This is a genomic window from Caballeronia hypogeia, assembly GCF_001544875.2.
GTDB lineage: Bacteria > Pseudomonadota > Gammaproteobacteria > Burkholderiales > Burkholderiaceae > Caballeronia > Caballeronia hypogeia.
This window is the reverse complement of record NZ_FCOA02000047.1, coordinates 24,951-41,929: the sequence shown is the minus strand read 5'-3', so window position 1 is coordinate 41,929 and position 16,979 is coordinate 24,951. Positions and strand designations below refer to the sequence as shown.

Here is a 16,979-nt window from a genome sequence, read left to right as displayed (position 1 = left end):
TCGTCGTCATGATTCTGAGTGGCCCAGCCTCTAAGTGTCTCCCTCGTAGGCCTGACGCGAATTGGATCGCGCACGGTCTGACGAGCTAGAACGTCAAAGTGGCTGGTTCAGCACGAAAGAGCACCGGCACAGCGCTACGCGCTGCCGCTGGGTCTGCAAGGGAAACCGTCGGTGAGCAAATGCCGCGCGATGGCGGCGTGAGTAAGAAGCGCGCGCGGACCCGATGGACCCGTCGGCGGCGCGCAGCGCAGCGCCGGAGCTATCAGGCGCTGCACCGGTTCGTTAAACGGTGCGATGTGACAGTGGGTCCGCGATCCAAGCCCGGTTGGGCCTATGAGGGCGACACTTAGGCGAGGGCCATTGGGAAGGAATAAGCATGGCCAAATTGCGTGTGACCGCGGGCCTGAAAAGCTGCTTTCTTTGGTGACTTTCTTTGCAGCCGCAAAGAAAGTTACCCCCGCCCCGGGGAGGGGCAGAGCTAATAGACCGACACGAACGCAGGATTTCACAGAAGCACGAGCAGGCAACGCAAACAAGCAACAAGCGCAAAAGAAACGCTCCCTACCGCACAGACAAGAAAGCCGGCCGCCAAAGGCCAAACAAAGCCGAAAACCGACTCCAAACCGCAACGAAACAAAGGCATAAACTAAGCCCACGCCGGAACGGCAAAAGGCAAAAACCAAGAGGACGGGGCACATGGCAAACGCACTTCCCGACAAGTTGCTCCCGGGCGCACCCTATCCGCTCGGAGCCAACTGGGACGGTCTCGGTGTCAACTTCGCGGTGTTTTCATCGAATGCTCATCGTATCGAGGTATGCCTCTTCGACAGCACCGGCCGCAAGGAACTGATGCGCTTCGATCTCCCCGAGTGCACCGACGAAATCTGGCACGGCTATCTGCCCGGCGCGCATCCCGGCACCGTCTACGGCTTTCGCGCACACGGGCCCTATCAGCCGCAACAGGGGCATCGCTTCAATCCGCATAAGCTCCTGCTCGATCCCTACGCGAAAAAGCTCGTCGGCCCATGGCGCTGGTCCGATGCGCTCTTCGGCTATCGCGTGCATTCGAACCGGCTCGACATGTCGATGGACCGCCGCGACTCCGCGCCCGCCATGCCCAAATGCATCGTCACCGACGATGCCTTCGACTGGTCCCGCGACGTGCGCCCCGACACCCCCTGGGGCGAAACCATCATCTACGAAACGCACGTGCGCGGTGCGTCGATGATGCGCGACGACATCCGCCAGCACGAACGCGGCTCGTTCGCGGCGCTCTCGTCGCCGTGGTTCATCGAGCATTTGCAGAAGCTCGGCATCACCGCCGTCGAGTTCCTGCCCGTGCACGCGTTTCTCAACGACCGCTTTCTCGTCGAGCGCAGCCTCCGAAACTACTGGGGCTATAACACCGCCGCGTTCTTCGCGCCCGAGCCCACCTACCTGTCGACGCATCGGCTCAACGAAATGCGCATCGCCGTGCGGCAACTGCACGCGGCGGGCATCGAAGTGTTTCTCGATGTCGTCTACAACCACACCTGCGAAGGCAACGAGCTCGGCCCCACGGTCTCGTGGCGCGGCCTCGACAATGCGAGCTACTATCGCCTGATTCCCGGCGACGAGCGTCACTACATCAACGAAACCGGCTGCGGCAATACCGTGAACCTGTCGCATCCGCGCGTGCTGCAAATGGTCATGGACTCGCTGCGCTACTGGTCCACCGCGTTCAACATCGACGGCTTCCGTTTCGATCTCGGCGTCACGCTCGGTCGCGAAGGCCACGGTTTCGATCCGGGCTCGGGCTTCTTCGATGCAATTCGCCAGGACCCGATTCTCTCCACGCGCAAGCTGATTTCCGAGCCGTGGGATATCGGGCCGGACGGCTATCAGGTGGGCAATCACCCGCCCGGTTTCGCGGAATGGAACGACAAGTATCGCGATGGCGTGCGCCGCTTCTGGCGCGGCGACGCCGGCATGCGCCCCGATCTCGCCGCGCGTCTCACCGGTTCCGCCGAGTTGTTCAACCGGCGCTTCAGGAAGCCGTGGGCGTCGGTGAACTTCGTCGCGTCACATGACGGCTTCACACTCGCCGATGTCACCGCGTATTCGCACAAGCACAACGAGCAGAATCAGGAAGGCAACAACGACGGCCACAACGAGAACTGCAGCGCGAACTGGGGCGTCGAAGGCGCCACCGACGACGCCGCGATTCTCGAACTCCGCGCGCGTCTCGCCCGCTCCATGATCGCGACGACGCTGCTCTCGCTCGGCACGCCCATGCTCCTCGCGGGCGATGAATTCGGACGCACGCAACAGGGCAACAACAACGCCTATTGCCAGGACAACGAGATTTCCTGGCTCGACTGGAACGATGCGCGCAGTCCCCAAGGCGTCGTGATGACGGAGTTCGTCGCCCGCGTCATTGCATTGCGCAAAAGCTACCCGGTGCTGCGCGAAACGCGCTTTCTTTACGGCGATCGCGAAGTACTGCCGGGCCTCTACGACGTCGGCTGGTTCGACGAACGCGGCAACGCGCTCGCCATCGAAGCATGGCAGGACCCCGAAGGCCGCGCGCTCACGCTGCGGCGCGCCGGCCCGGGAATCGACGGCGAAATCGACGTGCTGCTCCTGATGTTCAACGCCTCGTCGCAACCGCTCACCTTCGCGCCCCCCGCGCCGCACTTGGAATGGAATGTGCTCCTGGATAGCGCGGAGCCCGACTCCGTGACGCGTCCGCTCGTCGGCATCGAGATCGGGGTGGCCGCGCACAGCATCATGGTGCTGCTGGCCGAGCCCACCGGCGAGGCCGACTGGCAGGCGGTATGGATGGCGGGCGCGCATCAGGGGCCGCGACTGCTGACGGCGCTGCCGCCCGACCCCGGCACGATGCCCTCGCATCGTGAGCCCGAAATCGATTCGCCTCACTGACGCACGCACAAGGCGCGTCCCCGATTAATTCGTCGACCCAGCAGCAATACAGGCAGGAAATCATGTCCGAACGTCCGATCGATCCGCACAAGCATCATCATGCGCATTGCCTTCCTTTCGGCGCTCATCTGACGGGCGCCGCGCGCGAACATCCGCGCACGCGTTTTCGTTTCTGGGCGCCCTCGCGCGACGCCGTGCAGGTCGAGGTCCAGCGCGCGGGCGGCCAGCCCGAGCTGATCGACATGCAGGCCACCGGCGACGGCTGGTTCGAAGCCGAAGCCGATGGCGGCGCGGGCACGCTCTATCGCTATCGCCTCGACGAGAAGCTCGCGGTGCCCGACCCCGCGTCACGCTTTCAGCCGCAGGACGTGCATGGCCCGAGCGAAGTCATCGACCCGCGCGCGTATCGCTGGACGCATACCAACTGGCACGGCCGACCGTGGGAAGAGACCGTGCTGTACGAACTGCACGCGGGCGCGATGGGCGGCTTCGCGGGCGTGACAGCGCGCCTGCCCGAGCTCGCGCAGCTGGGCGTCACGGCCATCGAGCTGATGCCGCTCAACGACTTCTCCGGCACGCGCAACTGGGGTTACGACGGCGTGCTGCCGTACGCGCCCGACTCGTCGTATGGCCGCCCCGAAGAGCTGAAGAAGCTCGTCGATACCGCGCACGGGCTCGGCCTGATGGTGTTCCTCGACGTGGTCTACAACCACTTCGGCCCGGATGGCAATTATCTGCACGCCTATGCGGAAAAATTCTTCCGCGAAGGCGTGCACACGCCGTGGGGACCGGCCATCGATTTCGAGCGCCCGCAAGTGCGCGACCTGTTCTTCGACAATGCCCTGTACTGGCTCAACGAATATCGATTCGATGGCCTGCGCCTCGATGCGGTGCATGCGATCGACGACGACGAATGGCTGCGCGAGCTCGCGCATCGCGTGCGTAGTTCCGTCGAGGCGGGCCGTCATGTGCATCTCGTGCTGGAGAACGAGCACAACACGGCGAATCTGCTGGAGACGCACTTCGACGCGCAATGGAACGACGACGCGCACAACACGCTGCACGTGCTGCTCACCGGCGAAGACGAGAGCTACTACGGCGCGTATTGCGACCAGCCCATCGAGAAGCTCGCGCGCGTGCTGAAGGAAGGTTTCGCGTATCAGGGCGATCCGTCGCCGATACACGACGGCAAGCCGCGCGGCGAGACGAGCGCGCATCTGCCGCCGACCAACTTTGTCATGTTTCTGCAGAACCACGATCAGATCGGCAATCGCGCGATGGGCGACCGCCTGCGCTCGCTGACCGACGACGAGTCGCTCTTCGCCGCAACGGGTCTGTTGCTGCTGTCGCCGCAGATCCCGCTGTTGTTCATGGAAGAGCAATACGGCTCGAAGCAGCCGTTCCTGTTCTTCACCGACTATCACGACCAGCTCGCCGATGCGGTGCGCGAAGGACGCCGCAAGGAGTTCGCGAAGTTCTCCGCATTCAGCGATGAAAAGCGCCGCGCGCAGATTCCCGATCCCAACGACAGGAAAACCTTCGAAGTGTCATCGCCGAAGATCGGCGACAAGCAGGACGAACAGGATCGCCTGGAATGGCTGCACTTCTACCGCTCGGCGCTCACGGTGCGCGCGAAGCTCATCACTCCGCGTCTGAAGGGCGCGAAATCCCTCGGCGCGGATGTGCTGGGCGAGAAGGCGCTCGTCGCGCGCTGGAAGCTGGGCGATGGCGAAACGCTCACCGTCGCGCTCAATCTCGATGAGGCGGGCATCGCGCTGAAAGATCAGCCCTCGGGCAAGATCGTCTTCGAGACGCCCGCGCGCGCGCAGGATCGAGCGCGTGACGGCGAACTCGGCGGGCGCACTTTCCTCGCGTGGCTCACCGGCGACGTGAACGAGTATGCGATCGCACACGACGCGCGCTGCTTCGAACCGGCATCGGTCGAAGGGAAAGTGTCGTGAACGCCACTTCCGCCAATACGGGCGCGGCCCGCCCGATGAGCACGATCGAAACACTTGCGCAGCGCGCAGGCTTCGAGGTCGAATGGCAGGACGCGCACAAGAACATGCGGCGCGTGCCTGAAACGACGCTGCGCATTCTGCTCGAAAAGCTCGGCCTGCCGTGCGGTAACGCCACGCAGATCAAACATAGCACCGCTGCGGTCGATGCCGAGTTGAGCGGGCGCAAGCTGCCGCCGCTCATCACCGCCGAAGTGGATCGCGGCATCGCGCTGCCCGTTTCGGCGGCGAAGTCGGGCGCGCGCTATCGCATCGAACTGGAAAGTGGCGAGATCATCGACGGGCGCTTCACGTCGCCCAAGGGCGAGATCGCGCTGCTCTCGCCGATCGCGGAGCCGGGCTATCACACGCTCGTCATCAACGACCATCGCACGACGCTCGCGGTCGCGCCCGCGCGCTGCTTCACCCTCGACGACGCATGGCGCACGCTCGATGAAGACGCGAAACACACGCCGCCGCTGTGGGGCGTCGCGGCGCAGGTGTACGGCTTGCGGCGCAATGGCGACGGCGGCATCGGCGACTTCACCGCGCTCGCGGCCCTCGCGACGCAGACGGCGAAGCGCGGCGGCCACGCCATCGCCATCAGCCCGATGCACGCGATGTTCAGCGCCGAACCGAACAAGTTCAGCCCGTATTCGCCGTCGTCGCGACTTTTTCTCAATGTCGCGCATGTCGATCCGGCCGCCGTGCTCGGCGCGCCCGCCGCGCGCGCCGCGATCGAGAAGGCGGGCGTCGCGAAGCAGCTTGCCGAACTCGAAGGGCTCGCGCTGATCGACTGGCCGCGCGCATCGCAAACGCGTCTCGCGATCCTGCGCGCGCTCTTCGACGTGTTCTCCGAAGATCGCGATTCGCCCTTCGCCAAGGACTTCGCCGCGTTCGTCGACGAAGGCGGACGTCCGCTCGAAGATCACGCGCGCTTCGAAGCATTGCAGGCCGCGCAGATCGCATCGAGCGGCGATGGACACTGGCGCAACTGGCCCGAGGCGTTGCGCGATCCGCGCAGCGATGCGGTGGCCGAATTCGCGCAGGCCAATCGCCGCGAAGTGGATTTTTATCTGTTCACGCAATGGCTCGCGGCAAAGGGCCTCATGCACGCGCAGCACGCGGCGCGCGACGCGGGCATGGCGGTCGGACTTGTCGCCGATCTCGCGGTCGGCTGCGACAGCGCGGGCAGCCACGCATGGTCGTATCGCGAGGAAATGCTGACGGGCGTGTCGGTCGGCGCGCCGCCCGATCTGTTCAATCAGGCGGGGCAATCGTGGGGACTCACGACGTTCTCGCCGCGCGCGATGCGCACGCAGGGCTTCTCGGCGTTCATCGACATGCTGCGCTGCGCGTTCGCGCGCGCGGGCGGCATTCGCATCGATCACATTCTCGGCTTGCGGCGGCTGTGGCTCGTGCCCGAGGGCGAAAGCGCGAAGGACGGCGCGTATCTGCGCTATCCGCTCGACGACATGCTGCGGCTGATCGCGCTCGAATCGTGGCGGCATCGCGCGATCGTGATTGGCGAGGATCTCGGCACCGTGCCGCCGGGCTTTACAGAGCGCTTGCAGGAGCACGGCTTGCTCGGCATCCGGGTGCTGTGGTTCGAGCGCGAGGTGGACGGCCCCGGCTTCAAGCCGCCGCGCGAATGGGACACGGGCGTCACGGCCACGACGACGACGCACGATCTGCCCACCGTCACCGGCTGGTGGCGCGGCGAGGACATCGTGTGGCGCTCGAAGATCGGCCAGACGATGGCGCGCGAAGACGGCCGCGACGCGGTGGAAGTGGCGCTGGAGGAACGCGGCGAAGATCGCGCGCACTTGTGGCGGGCGTTTCAGGACGCGGGCATCGCGCCCGACGACGTGGAGGCGCCCGACATCGAGAACGCGCCCGTTGACGAGGCGCTGGCCTTCGTCGCCGCGACGCCCGCGCCGCTCGTCACGTATCCGCTGGAGGACCTGCTCGCGCTCGCGGAGCAGCCGAACCTGCCCGGCTCCATCGACGAGCATCCGAACTGGCGCAGGCGCATGGCGCGGCCCGTCGACGAACTGTTTCTCGACGACGCGTTCTGCGACCGCCTGCTCGCCGTGGACAGCGCGCGCAAGCGCTCGGCGCAGACCAACGAAACCTTATCGAAACCGAACGAAACACCATGACCGTACCGCGTTCCACGCTCAGGCTCCAGCTTCACAAGGGCTTCACTCTCGACGATGCCGCCGCGCTCGTGGACTACTTCGCGTCGCTCGGCGTGAGTCACGCCTATGTGTCGCCGATCACGACCGCGACCGCCGGCTCCACGCACGGCTACGACGTCGTGGACTATACGAAGGTCGATCCCGAGCTGGGCGGCGAGGACGGCCTGCGCCGCTTCGTCGAAAAGCTGCGCGCGCACGAGATGGGACTGATCGTCGATATCGTGCCGAATCACATGGGCGTGGGCGGCTCGGAGAACGCGTGGTGGCAGGACATCCTCGAATGGGGACGCCACGCGACCCATGCGCGCTTCTTCGACGTCGACTGGCATTCGCCCGATCCGGCATTGCGCGGCAAGGTGCTCGCGCCGTTCCTCGGCGCCTCGTATGGCGACGAGCTGCAGGGCGGCAAGATCAGGCTCGCGTATCGCGCGAATGAAGGGCGCTTCGTCATCGAGTATTACTCGCATGTGTTTCCGGTGTGCCCGGTCGACTACCCCGCCGTGTTTCAGGAAGCGCCCGAGCTGGCGCAGCGCTTCACCGGCCTGACGACGCAGCCCACGGACCAACCGCGCGCCGCCGATGCGCGCACCGCGCTCGTGACCATCGCGCAGACGGAAGGCGGCCAGGCGGCGATCGAAGCGATTCTCGCCGCGCATGCGTCGGATACGCCTTCAGGCCGCGACCGCTTGCATCGCCTGCTGGAGCGGCAGCATTACCGGCTCGCGTGGTGGCGCACCGCCGCCGACGAAGTGAACTGGCGCCGCTTCTTCGACGTGAGCACGCTGGGCGGCGTGCGCGTGGAGCGGCCGGAAGTGTTCGAGGCGTCGCATGCGCTGATTTTCAGGCTCTTCACGGAAGGCCTGATCGATGGCGTGCGCGTCGATCACGTCGACGGGCTCGCCGAACCGCGCGAGTATTGCCAGCGGCTGCGGGCGCGGCTGGAGGAACTATCGGCGCAGCGGCCCGAAGTCTTGCGGCATGGCAATGGCCGCACTTATTTCGTCGTCGAGAAGATTCTGGCGCGCGGCGAGCCGCTACGCCGTGACTGGCAGGTCGACGGCACGACGGGCTACGACTTCATGAACGATGTCGGCGCGTTGCTGCACGATCCGGCAAGCGCCGCGCCGCTCGCGGAGCTATGGGCCGAGATCACCGGCAAGAGCGCGAGCTTCGCCGACGAAGCGCTCGCCGCGCGCCGCAAGATCCTCGCGGAAAATCTCTCGGCGGAACTGGACCGCGTGACGCGCGCGCTGCACCGTATCGCGCGCGATGCGCAGAGCACGCGTGATTTCACGTTCTCGTCGATGAGGCGCGTGGTCGCGGAGCTGGTCGTGCAGTTTCCGGTGTATCGCATCTATCCGGTGGGCGGCGTGCGCAGCCCCGAGGACGAGCGCTTCTTCTCGCAGGCGCTGGACGCCGCGCGCGAGGCGCTGGCGCGCGCGGATCATGTCGTGCTCGATCAGGTCGCGCAATGGCTGGGCGGCAAGCTGGCCGACGAAGCGCCGCAGGCCGAGCGCGGCGAACGCAACGAACGCAACGAACGCAATGAGCGCAACGAGCGCCCCGAGCGCGGTCGCGATCGCGCGGCCGAGCGCAATCGCGACCGCGACCGTGATCGCACTCAGGCGCAGGCGACGCAGAATCCGCCTTCGTCGAGCGCCTCGCAGCGACGCGCGGCGCAGACGCTGTTCTCGCAGCTCACGTCGCCGGTGGCGGCGAAGGCGGTCGAGGATACGGCGTGCTATCGCTATGGGCGGCTCATTTCGCGCAACGAAGTCGGCGCTGATCCGGGCGAGTTCGCGTTGTCCGTCGATGAATTTCACGCGGGCAATCGCGAGCGTTTCGAAGCGTTCCCGCACGCGATGCTCTGCACCGCGACGCACGATCACAAGCGCGGCGAAGACGTTCGCGCGCGCATCGCGGCATTGAGCGAGATTCCAGACGAATGGGCCGCGACCCTCAGACAATGGTCGACCTTGAACACGCCGTTGCGGCGCGGTGCGAGCGGCGGTCCTGCGGAGACGAGCGACGTCAACGACTGGGCGCCGGGCCCGGCCGCGGAGACGATGCTGTATCAGACGCTCGTCGGATGCTGGCCGCCGACCCTCGCTCCGGATGACGAAGCGGGCGTGCATGCGCTCGCCGAACGCGTCGCGCAATGGCAGTTGAAATCGTTGCGCGAAGCGAAATTGCGCACGAGCTGGTTCGCACCCGACGAAGCGTATGAGCAGGCGTGCAGGGACTTCCTGTTCGATATTGTCGCGCCGCAGCGGCGCAATGGCTTCTTGCAGGAGCTGTCGGCGTTCGTCGCGCGCATCGGGCCGCTCGGGGCCATCGACAGCTTTCAGCAGACGCTCTTGCGGCTCACGTCGCCGGGCGTGCCGGATCTGTATCAGGGCACGGAACTGTGGGACTTCAGTCTCGTCGATCCCGACAACCGGCGGCCTGTCGATTACGCGCTTCGTCGCGCGTGGCTCGCGGAAGTGGAGGAGAAAGGGCCGCCATCGGAACAACTCGCGAACTGGCGCGACGGACGCGTGAAGCTCGCGCTCGTGCGGCGGGCGCTGGCCTTGCGCAAGCATTGCGAATCGCTGTTCGCGCAGGGCGAATATCTGCCGCTCGAAGTGCAGGGCGAACAGGCGCGGCATGTGATCGCGTATGCGCGGCATGCGGGCAGCGCGTTCGCCATCGTCATCGCGACGCGGCTCGCCGCGCCGCTGCTGGACCGCGAGCGCGACGTACCGCTCGTCGAGCCGGAACGCTGGGGCGAGACGTGCGTCGTGCTGCCCGAGGCGCTGCATTCGCGCGCGTTGTTCGACTGGCTGAGTCCGAATGCGCCCAAGGCCGAGGGCGAGCGTTTATTCCTGCGCGACGCTCTGGCGGTCATGCCGGTGGCGTTGCTGGTCGAGGAAGGCGTGCCGAAACCTTGAGCGCGTCGGCGTGTGCGGTCACGCCTTGATCACGCGCAGCGGAAACACCACGCGTGAAGCAATCAGGCCCAACGCCCCGCCTAGCAAGGTTTCCCAGGCGCGCGCCGTCAGCAGCGAGACCGAATGAATCCCGCTCGCGGCCAGCGTCACGATCAGCACGAACGCGAACGCCCCGCACGCGATGTCGTAACGCTCCGGCAGCGCCATCGCATAGACGATCATCCCGAACGCGGACAGGGTCCACACGATCAGCGGCCAATGTTCCGCGAGCGGCAGACACACGATTCCGATCGGCACGCCGACGAGCGTTCCATAGATGCGCCGCCGCACGCGCTCGGCCGTGCCGACTGCCGACGTCGCCACGACATACACGCACGCCGTGATGGCCCACGCCGATTCCGCAAGCCCGAACGTGCGATTGAGCGCCACCACGACGAGCGCGCCGCACGCCGCCTGCAGGCCCATCGCGAGCGCGGGAGACACCGCTTCCCGCCCATAAGCCGGCTCGGATGCGAGCGCGGGCAACACGACCGGATGTTCCGCCGGCCCGGACAGCACACGCGGCACGATGGCCGCCAGCATGCCGATCAGCAGCGCGAGCAGGATCGCCCATGAATCGCCGGACGTCAGGTCCATGCCATACGCGAGCAGCTCACCGATATAAAGCTGCGAGCCCACGCCCGCGCCGGTCAGCCCGAAGCGCTTCAGATAGCCTGCGAGAAACGCGCCCGTGACGAGAATGAGCTCGACGCCGCCACGGCCGAAGCCGCGAAAATACGCCTCGAACCATGCAAACAGCAGCGCGCCGAATGCAGCGGCGCAACACAGGATGACGAGATCGCGGCTCGATTCGAAACGCGTCGTGCGCGCCTCCGACACGCTCGCCCACAACGCGAACCCGCCCGCGAGCGCGCCCACGGAGACGCCAAGCGGCACATGTTGCGTCACGTCCTGCAATGCGCCGAGCGCCGCCGCGAGGCCGTACGCGGTCACGAGCCGCAAGCCCTTGATGCGCCGATGCGTGCCCGGATCGACGCGATCGAGCCATGCAAGCGCCGCGCGCGCGTGACGCCCCGCCGCCTGCCCGACGCTCCGCGCCGTGTCCGCGAGTCGCGCGCCCGCGCCGCCCATCTGCTGCTCGTCGTCCATTGCGATCCACCGAAGGAAGCCGGTCTGCAACGCATTCTAGGCGATGGTGCGCGCGCGTTCCCCGCAAAAGCGCGCTGCAAAAAAAACGGGACGCCGCGTGGCGTCCCGTTCTTCCCTGCAAAACGTGTTACTTGCCCGAGCCGCTCGCGCTCACGGGCGCGCCCGGACCGCTCGGCGTCGCGGTGCCGCCGGGCTCGGTCGAGGGACCCGACTTCATCGAATTCTCGTGCATCTTCTTCGAGTGTGAGGACTTGTGCGAAGGCGACTTGTGCGCCGGCTGCGTCGTCGTTTGCGCGTTGTCGCCGGCCTGCATGCCCGTGGTCGAGCTCGGCGGATTGTCCTGCGCGAAGGCGGACGCACAGACCAGAGCGAAAGCGCCGGCAGCGGCGGAAAGGGCGAAACGTTTCATGTCGAAAACTCCTGTTGGCGGTTTGCGAAATGCGATTCGTGCGGCTTGTCTTGCCTGCAGGCCGCCGCGCGTGCATCGCGGCGGCGGCCGGTTCGCATCGATAAAGTCAGCACGCCACATGCCGCGGTCTGACGATTCGCAAACGCCGGGCGCATCAGGTCCTGAACACCGCCACCGCGCTTTTCAGTTCCTCGGCCTGCACGGCGAGCGCCGCGGCAGCGGCCGTCGCCTGCTCGACGAGCGCGGCGTTCTGCTGCGTCACCGCGTCCATCTGCGTGATCGCGACGCCCACCTGCTCGATGCCCTGCGTCTGCTGCGTCGAAGCCGACGAGATCTCGTTCATGATGTCGGACACGCGCGTGACGGAGCTGAGAATCTGCTTCATCGTGTCGCCGGATTGCTGCGCGAGATCCTGCCCCGCCGTCACGTTGGTCACGGATTCGTCGATAAGCGTCTTCACGTCTTTCGCCGCCGCCGCGCAACGTTGCGCCAGCGCGCGCACTTCCGATGCGACCACGGCGAAGCCACGGCCATGCTCTCCCGCGCGCGCCGCCTCGACGGCCGCGTTCAGCGCGAGAATATTGGTCTGGAACGCGATGCCCTCGATCACGCCGATGATGTCGACGATCTTCTCCGAGCTGCCCGCGATCTTGTCCATCGTCGCGACCACGCCGAGCACGACGCCGCTGCCGGACTCCACCGTCGAGGAGGCATTCGCCGCGAACTGGCTCGCCTGTCCCGCGTTGTCGGAATTGAGGCGCACGGTCGAGGTGAGCTCTTCCATGCTCGACGCCGTTTCCGCGAGCGATGCCGCCTGCTCTTCGGTACGCGACGACAGATCGTGATGCCCATCGGCGATTTCGCGCGACGCCGCCGTGATGCCGTCGGCGACGAGCTTGATCTGCGCGATCGTCGTCGTGAGGCGCGTCTGCATCGCGTGCATCGAATGCATCAGGCTCGAATCGTCGCCCGGCTTCACGGGCACGGCCTGCGCGAGATCGCCGGCCGCGATGCGCTGGCACACGATGGACGCATCGCGCGGATCGCCGCCGATGCTCTTCAGCACGCCGCGAATGATCAGCGACATCGCGAACGTGAGGGCCACGCCGATCACGCCGATGAGCATGAGCGAGCGCAGCACGATTGCGCGAAACGCGGCGTCGATGTCGTCGATATACGCGCCCGTGTAGACGTGCCAGTCCCATTCGCGCACATAGTCGCCGTAGGTGAGCTTCTGCAGCGGCTCGGTCTCGCCGGGTTTCGGATAGTAGTAGGTCGTCAGATGCGAGCCATCGAGACCATGCTTCACGATCTCGCCGGTGAAGTGCTTGCCGGTGCTGTCGATGAAATCGTTGATCTTGTTTTCCGTGTCCGGACGCACTGGATTGAGGACCTGGAACAACTTCGAATCAAGGATGCCGAGATAGCCGCTCGTGCCGTAACGGATCGCGCGCACGCTCGCGATCGCCAGCTTCTTTGCTTCCTCTTCGGGAAGCGCACCGCTTTGCGCCTGCTTTACATAGAACCTGACGACGCTCGTCGCCGATTGAACCTGTTCGGCGAGCGCGCCTTCGCGGCTGCGCATCAGCGAGTGTTTCGTGGATATCGCGTTGACGACGCACAGAAGAATCAGGCTGAACCACACGAAGCCCACGGTGCTCATGAGCTTGGTCTTGAAGGAGAGTTTTTTCACGATCTGGTCGAAGGGGCCGATAAAAGCGCCGGGCAGGCGCGCAGTGCGGCTTCGAATCGCAGGCTCCGTTTTACGTTTGCGCACGGACATGCGACGCGGCCCCGATTTCGAAAGCTGCTCGCAATTTAACGGCAGTCGGCGCTCGATCTTGAGGGACGCGCACGGCGTCGCCGGACATGAAAAAGCCCCGCGCGACTCACATCACGCGGGGCGACTCACTGCAACCACCAACACACACGCGTCGAATTCAGTGTCCGAGCGGCTCCGTGGCCTTGAGATCGCTGGCCATGGCGGTTTGCGGATGCGCTGCCTGCTTGATCAGCAGCGCCACCGCCGACACGATGCCCGCCACGGCGATCACCGCGAAGATGCCGCCGAAGGTGAAATGCCGGCGCGTCAGTTCCGCGACGAGGAACGATCCCGCGATGCCGCCGAAGCGCCCGATGCCCAGCATCCACGCGACGCCGGTGCCGCGCCCTTGCGTCGGATAGAACGCCGCGGCGAGCGCGGGCATCGACGATTGCGCGGTGTTCATCAGCACGCCCGCGACGAACACGACGACCACCAGCATGCCGACATTGCCCGCCGCCTGGCCGATCAGATACACGCTCACGGCCGTCAGCCCGTAGCACACGGCGATGATGCGGTTCGCGTTGAACTTGTCCATCAGCACGCCGCACAGCACCGCGCCGACGCCGCCCAGCGGGAACAGCGCGGAGATCAGCGTCGCCGTTTGCGGGGCGAGGCCCGATTCCTTCAGCAGGATCGGCATCCAGTTGATCGACGCGTAGAAGATCACGAGGCCCATGAAGTACGTGAGCCACAGCATGACCGAACCGACGATGTACGAGCGCGACAACACCACGCTCATGCCGCTCTGTCCGGTCGCGGCGGGCGCGGCTTCGGTCATGAAGAACGAGCCGGCCTGCATCGCATCGGCGGAAATGCGGGCGAGCGTGGCGCGAATCTTCTCGACGGGCCTGGCCTTCGCCACCATATAGCGCACCGATTCGGGCAGCGTCGCGATCAGCAGCACCGAAAGCACCAGCGGCGCGATGCCGCCGAGCAGCAGCACGCTGCGCCAGCCGAAGTGCGGGATCATCCACGCGGCGAGAAAGCCGCCGAAGGCCGCACCCAGCGGAAAGCCGCAGAACATCAGGTTGATGAGCGTCGCGCGGCGATTGTCGGGGCAGAACTCGCTCATCATCGTGACCGCGTTCGGCATGGCCGCGCCGAGACCCAGACCGGTGACGAAGCGCAGCGCCGTCAATTGCGTGATGTCCGCCGAGAACGACGAAGCGAGACACGCGACGCCGAAGATCAGCACCGATGAAAGCAGCATCAGGCGTCGGCCGAGCTTGTCGGAGAGCGGCCCGGACAGCAGCGCGCCGGCGGCGAGGCCGAACAGCGCCGCGCTCAGCACCGGCGCGAGCGCGGGGCGGCTGATCTTCCATTCGACGACGAGCGAGGGCGCGATGAAGCCGATCGCGGCGGTATCGAAGCCGTCCAGCAGCACGATCACGAAGCACATCCCGAAGATGAGCCACTGAAACGGCGAGAACGGATGGTCATTGATGAACGTCTGTACGTTCACGGCAGGGCTTCTACTCACTTCATTCCCTCATCGAAATTAGTTGACGCATTCGCATGTATCATCGCCAAATGTTCGGTATACGAACATCGATTCACATAGCGAACTCGTGCGTGAGGGTACTTAAGAAGCTTGCGCTTCGTCAACGCGGGCTTACCCGCGTATGACGAAGCGCTGACACACGGCTTCAGGCGACGCGCCGTCCCGCGCGCCAGGTCTCGCGCGGCACCTGCACCCCGTCCATCTCGGCGACGCGGACGAAGTCGGCGCGCAGTCCCGTCGCGATGGCGCCGCGATCGGCGAGGCCCGCCGCGTGCGCCGGCGCCCACGAAACGGTGGCGACCGCGCGCGGCAGCGACCAGCCCGCCTTCGCGACGAGATCGAACACCGCGATCAGCAAGCTCGACGGCACGTAATCCGACGACAGAATGTCCAGCAGCCCCTCGCGCGCCAGTTCGAGCGCCGACACGTTGCCCGAATGCGAGCCGCCGCGCACCACGTTGGGCGCGCCCATGATCGTCGCGATGCCGTGTTCGCGCGCCGCGCGCCCCGCCGCGAGCGTGGTCGGAAACTCGGCGAGCGCGATGCCGTCGCGCGCCGCTTCCTCCACATGCTCGACGAGCGTGTCGTCGTGACTCGCGAGCGAAATGTTCAGCGCACGGCAGCGTGCGACGATCTCCGCGCGATGCTTCGCAGCGTAACGCGCCTGATGATCGGAGAGTTCGGCGAGGATCTTGCTGGCGTGCTCGTCGCTCCATTTGCCGTGGCGCTCCTGATACTTGCGCCACTTCTCGTGGTCCTGCCATTGCCGCTGGCCCGGCGTGTGATCCATCACGGACGCGAGCCTGAAGAGCGGATGCGTGCTCAGGGAGTCGAATACTTCGACCACATCGGTCGTGCCTACTTCGCAGCGCAGATGCAGGAAGTGATCGGCGCGCAACAGATCGCGTTCGACGAACTTGCCGATCGACTTCGCGCATTGCACCTGAAGCTCGCGGCCGCGCACGCCGTCTTCGGGACGCGAGCCCACGCCCAGCGCATCGAATACGGTCGTGATGCCGGCCGCCGCCACTTGCGCGTCGTGCACGATGATCGCCGCTTCGTGATTCCACAGCACCCCCGGACGCGGCGCGAGATGCTTCTCGATGTTGTCCGTATGCAGCTCGACGAATCCCGGCAGCAGATAGTCGCCGCCCCAGTCTTCGGCCTCGCGCGCCGAGGTATTACCCGGCGCGATTTCCGCGATGCGCGCGCCTTCCATACGCACCGTGCCCACGAAATCCTCGTCGCGCGTCACGATGCGCGCATTCTTGATCAGCATGTCTGCAACACTCCGGAATCGGTTTGAACGTTCGCTGCCGCAGCGCTCGCGAGCCGCACGATACGCGTCGCGACGCGCTCGCGCGTGTCTTCGTCGTGAAAGATGCCGACGATCGCGGCGCCCATTTCGCGCGCTTCGACGATCAGGTCGGCGACCACGTCGCGGTTCTCCGCATCGAGCGACGCGGTGGGTTCATCGAGCAATAACAGCGGATGCGCCGCGATCAGCCCGCGCGCGATATTCACGCGCTGCTGCTCGCCGCCCGAGAACGTCGCGGGCGCGAGCGTCCACAGACGGCGCGGCACGTTGAGCCGTTCGAGCAGGCCACACGCGCGATCGCGCGCTTGCGTTTCATCGATGCCGCGTGAAATCAGCGGCTCCGCGACGAGATCGAGCGACGACACACGCGGAATCGCGCGCAGAAACTGGCTCACGTAGCCCATCGTCGTGTTGCGCAGGCGGATGATGTCGTGCGGCGCGGCTTCGGTCAGCATCGTGTGACGCGATGGCTGGCTGTCGTCGCGAATGGCGATGCTGCCGCGCGTCGCGAGATAGTTGCCGTACATGCAACGCAGGAACGTGCTCTTGCCTGCGCCCGATGCGCCCGCGAGCACGACGCACTCGCCGCGCTCCACATCGAGCGATACGCCCGACAATGCCGCGATGCGCGCCCCGCCCTGCTGATGCAGCGTGAAAGTTTTCTCGATGCCGCGCGCCTGCAGCATCAGCTTGTCGTTCGCAATGAAGGAATCGATTCTCATCAGTC

General features: G+C 65.9%; 10 protein-coding genes. 4 read left to right on the top strand and 6 right to left on the bottom strand.

Annotation, left to right across the window (positions count from 1 at the left end; genetic code table 11):
• The first annotated feature begins 696 nt into the window (after positions 1 to 696).
• The 4 genes from glgX to treY all read left to right on the top strand — a co-directional run bounded on the left by glgX (position 697) and on the right by treY (position 10,050).
• Positions 697 to 2,922, top strand: a complete 2,226-nt coding sequence (gene glgX / locus AWB79_RS35720) for a glycogen debranching protein GlgX (RefSeq protein ID WP_061172181.1) — start codon at positions 697 to 699, stop codon at positions 2,920 to 2,922.
• Positions 2,923 to 2,984: 62 nt separating this feature from the next.
• Positions 2,985 to 4,883, top strand: coding sequence for a malto-oligosyltrehalose trehalohydrolase (gene treZ / locus AWB79_RS35715; RefSeq protein ID WP_061172180.1), 1,899 nt, complete (start codon positions 2,985 to 2,987; stop codon positions 4,881 to 4,883).
• A 35-nt stretch (positions 4,884 to 4,918) separates the two neighbouring features.
• A complete protein-coding gene (gene malQ / locus AWB79_RS35710; protein ID WP_061172185.1) occupies positions 4,919 to 7,081 on the top strand; it encodes a 4-alpha-glucanotransferase in 2,163 nt (720 codons plus the stop codon).
• Positions 7,078 to 10,050 (top strand): malto-oligosyltrehalose synthase, encoded by a 2,973-nt coding sequence (gene treY / locus AWB79_RS35705; protein WP_061172179.1) that lies wholly within the window; start codon positions 7,078 to 7,080, stop codon positions 10,048 to 10,050. The genes malQ and treY overlap by 4 nt, the downstream gene beginning before the upstream one ends.
• 18 nt (positions 10,051 to 10,068) lie before the next feature.
• Here the strand turns inward: treY and AWB79_RS35700 are convergent, their stop codons facing one another.
• From AWB79_RS35700 to phnL, 6 genes are all read right to left on the bottom strand, one after another.
• Positions 10,069 to 11,199, bottom strand: coding sequence for an FUSC family protein (locus AWB79_RS35700; protein WP_082862569.1), 1,131 nt, complete (start codon positions 11,197 to 11,199; stop codon positions 10,069 to 10,071).
• A gap of 127 nt (positions 11,200 to 11,326) precedes the next feature.
• On the bottom strand, positions 11,327 to 11,608 hold the full coding sequence (locus AWB79_RS35695; RefSeq protein WP_061172178.1) for a hypothetical protein: 282 nt from the start codon (positions 11,606 to 11,608) through the stop codon (positions 11,327 to 11,329).
• Between the two features lie 154 nt (positions 11,609 to 11,762).
• Positions 11,763 to 13,301, bottom strand: coding sequence for a methyl-accepting chemotaxis protein (locus AWB79_RS35690; protein ID WP_061172183.1), 1,539 nt, complete (start codon positions 13,299 to 13,301; stop codon positions 11,763 to 11,765).
• Between the two features lie 247 nt (positions 13,302 to 13,548).
• Entirely contained in the window at positions 13,549 to 14,913 is a 1,365-nt protein-coding gene (locus AWB79_RS35685; protein WP_061172177.1) for an MFS transporter, read from the bottom strand.
• Positions 14,914 to 15,079: 166 nt separating this feature from the next.
• Positions 15,080 to 16,213, bottom strand: a complete 1,134-nt coding sequence (locus AWB79_RS35680) for an alpha-D-ribose 1-methylphosphonate 5-triphosphate diphosphatase (RefSeq protein ID WP_061172176.1) — start codon at positions 16,211 to 16,213, stop codon at positions 15,080 to 15,082.
• The gene (gene phnL, locus AWB79_RS35675) at positions 16,207 to 16,974 is read right to left on the bottom strand and encodes a phosphonate C-P lyase system protein PhnL (protein WP_061172175.1); all 768 of its coding nucleotides are present in this window, start codon (positions 16,972 to 16,974) and stop codon (positions 16,207 to 16,209) included. Before phnL ends, AWB79_RS35680 begins: the two co-directional genes overlap by 7 nt.
• Positions 16,975 to 16,979 lie beyond the last annotated feature (5 nt).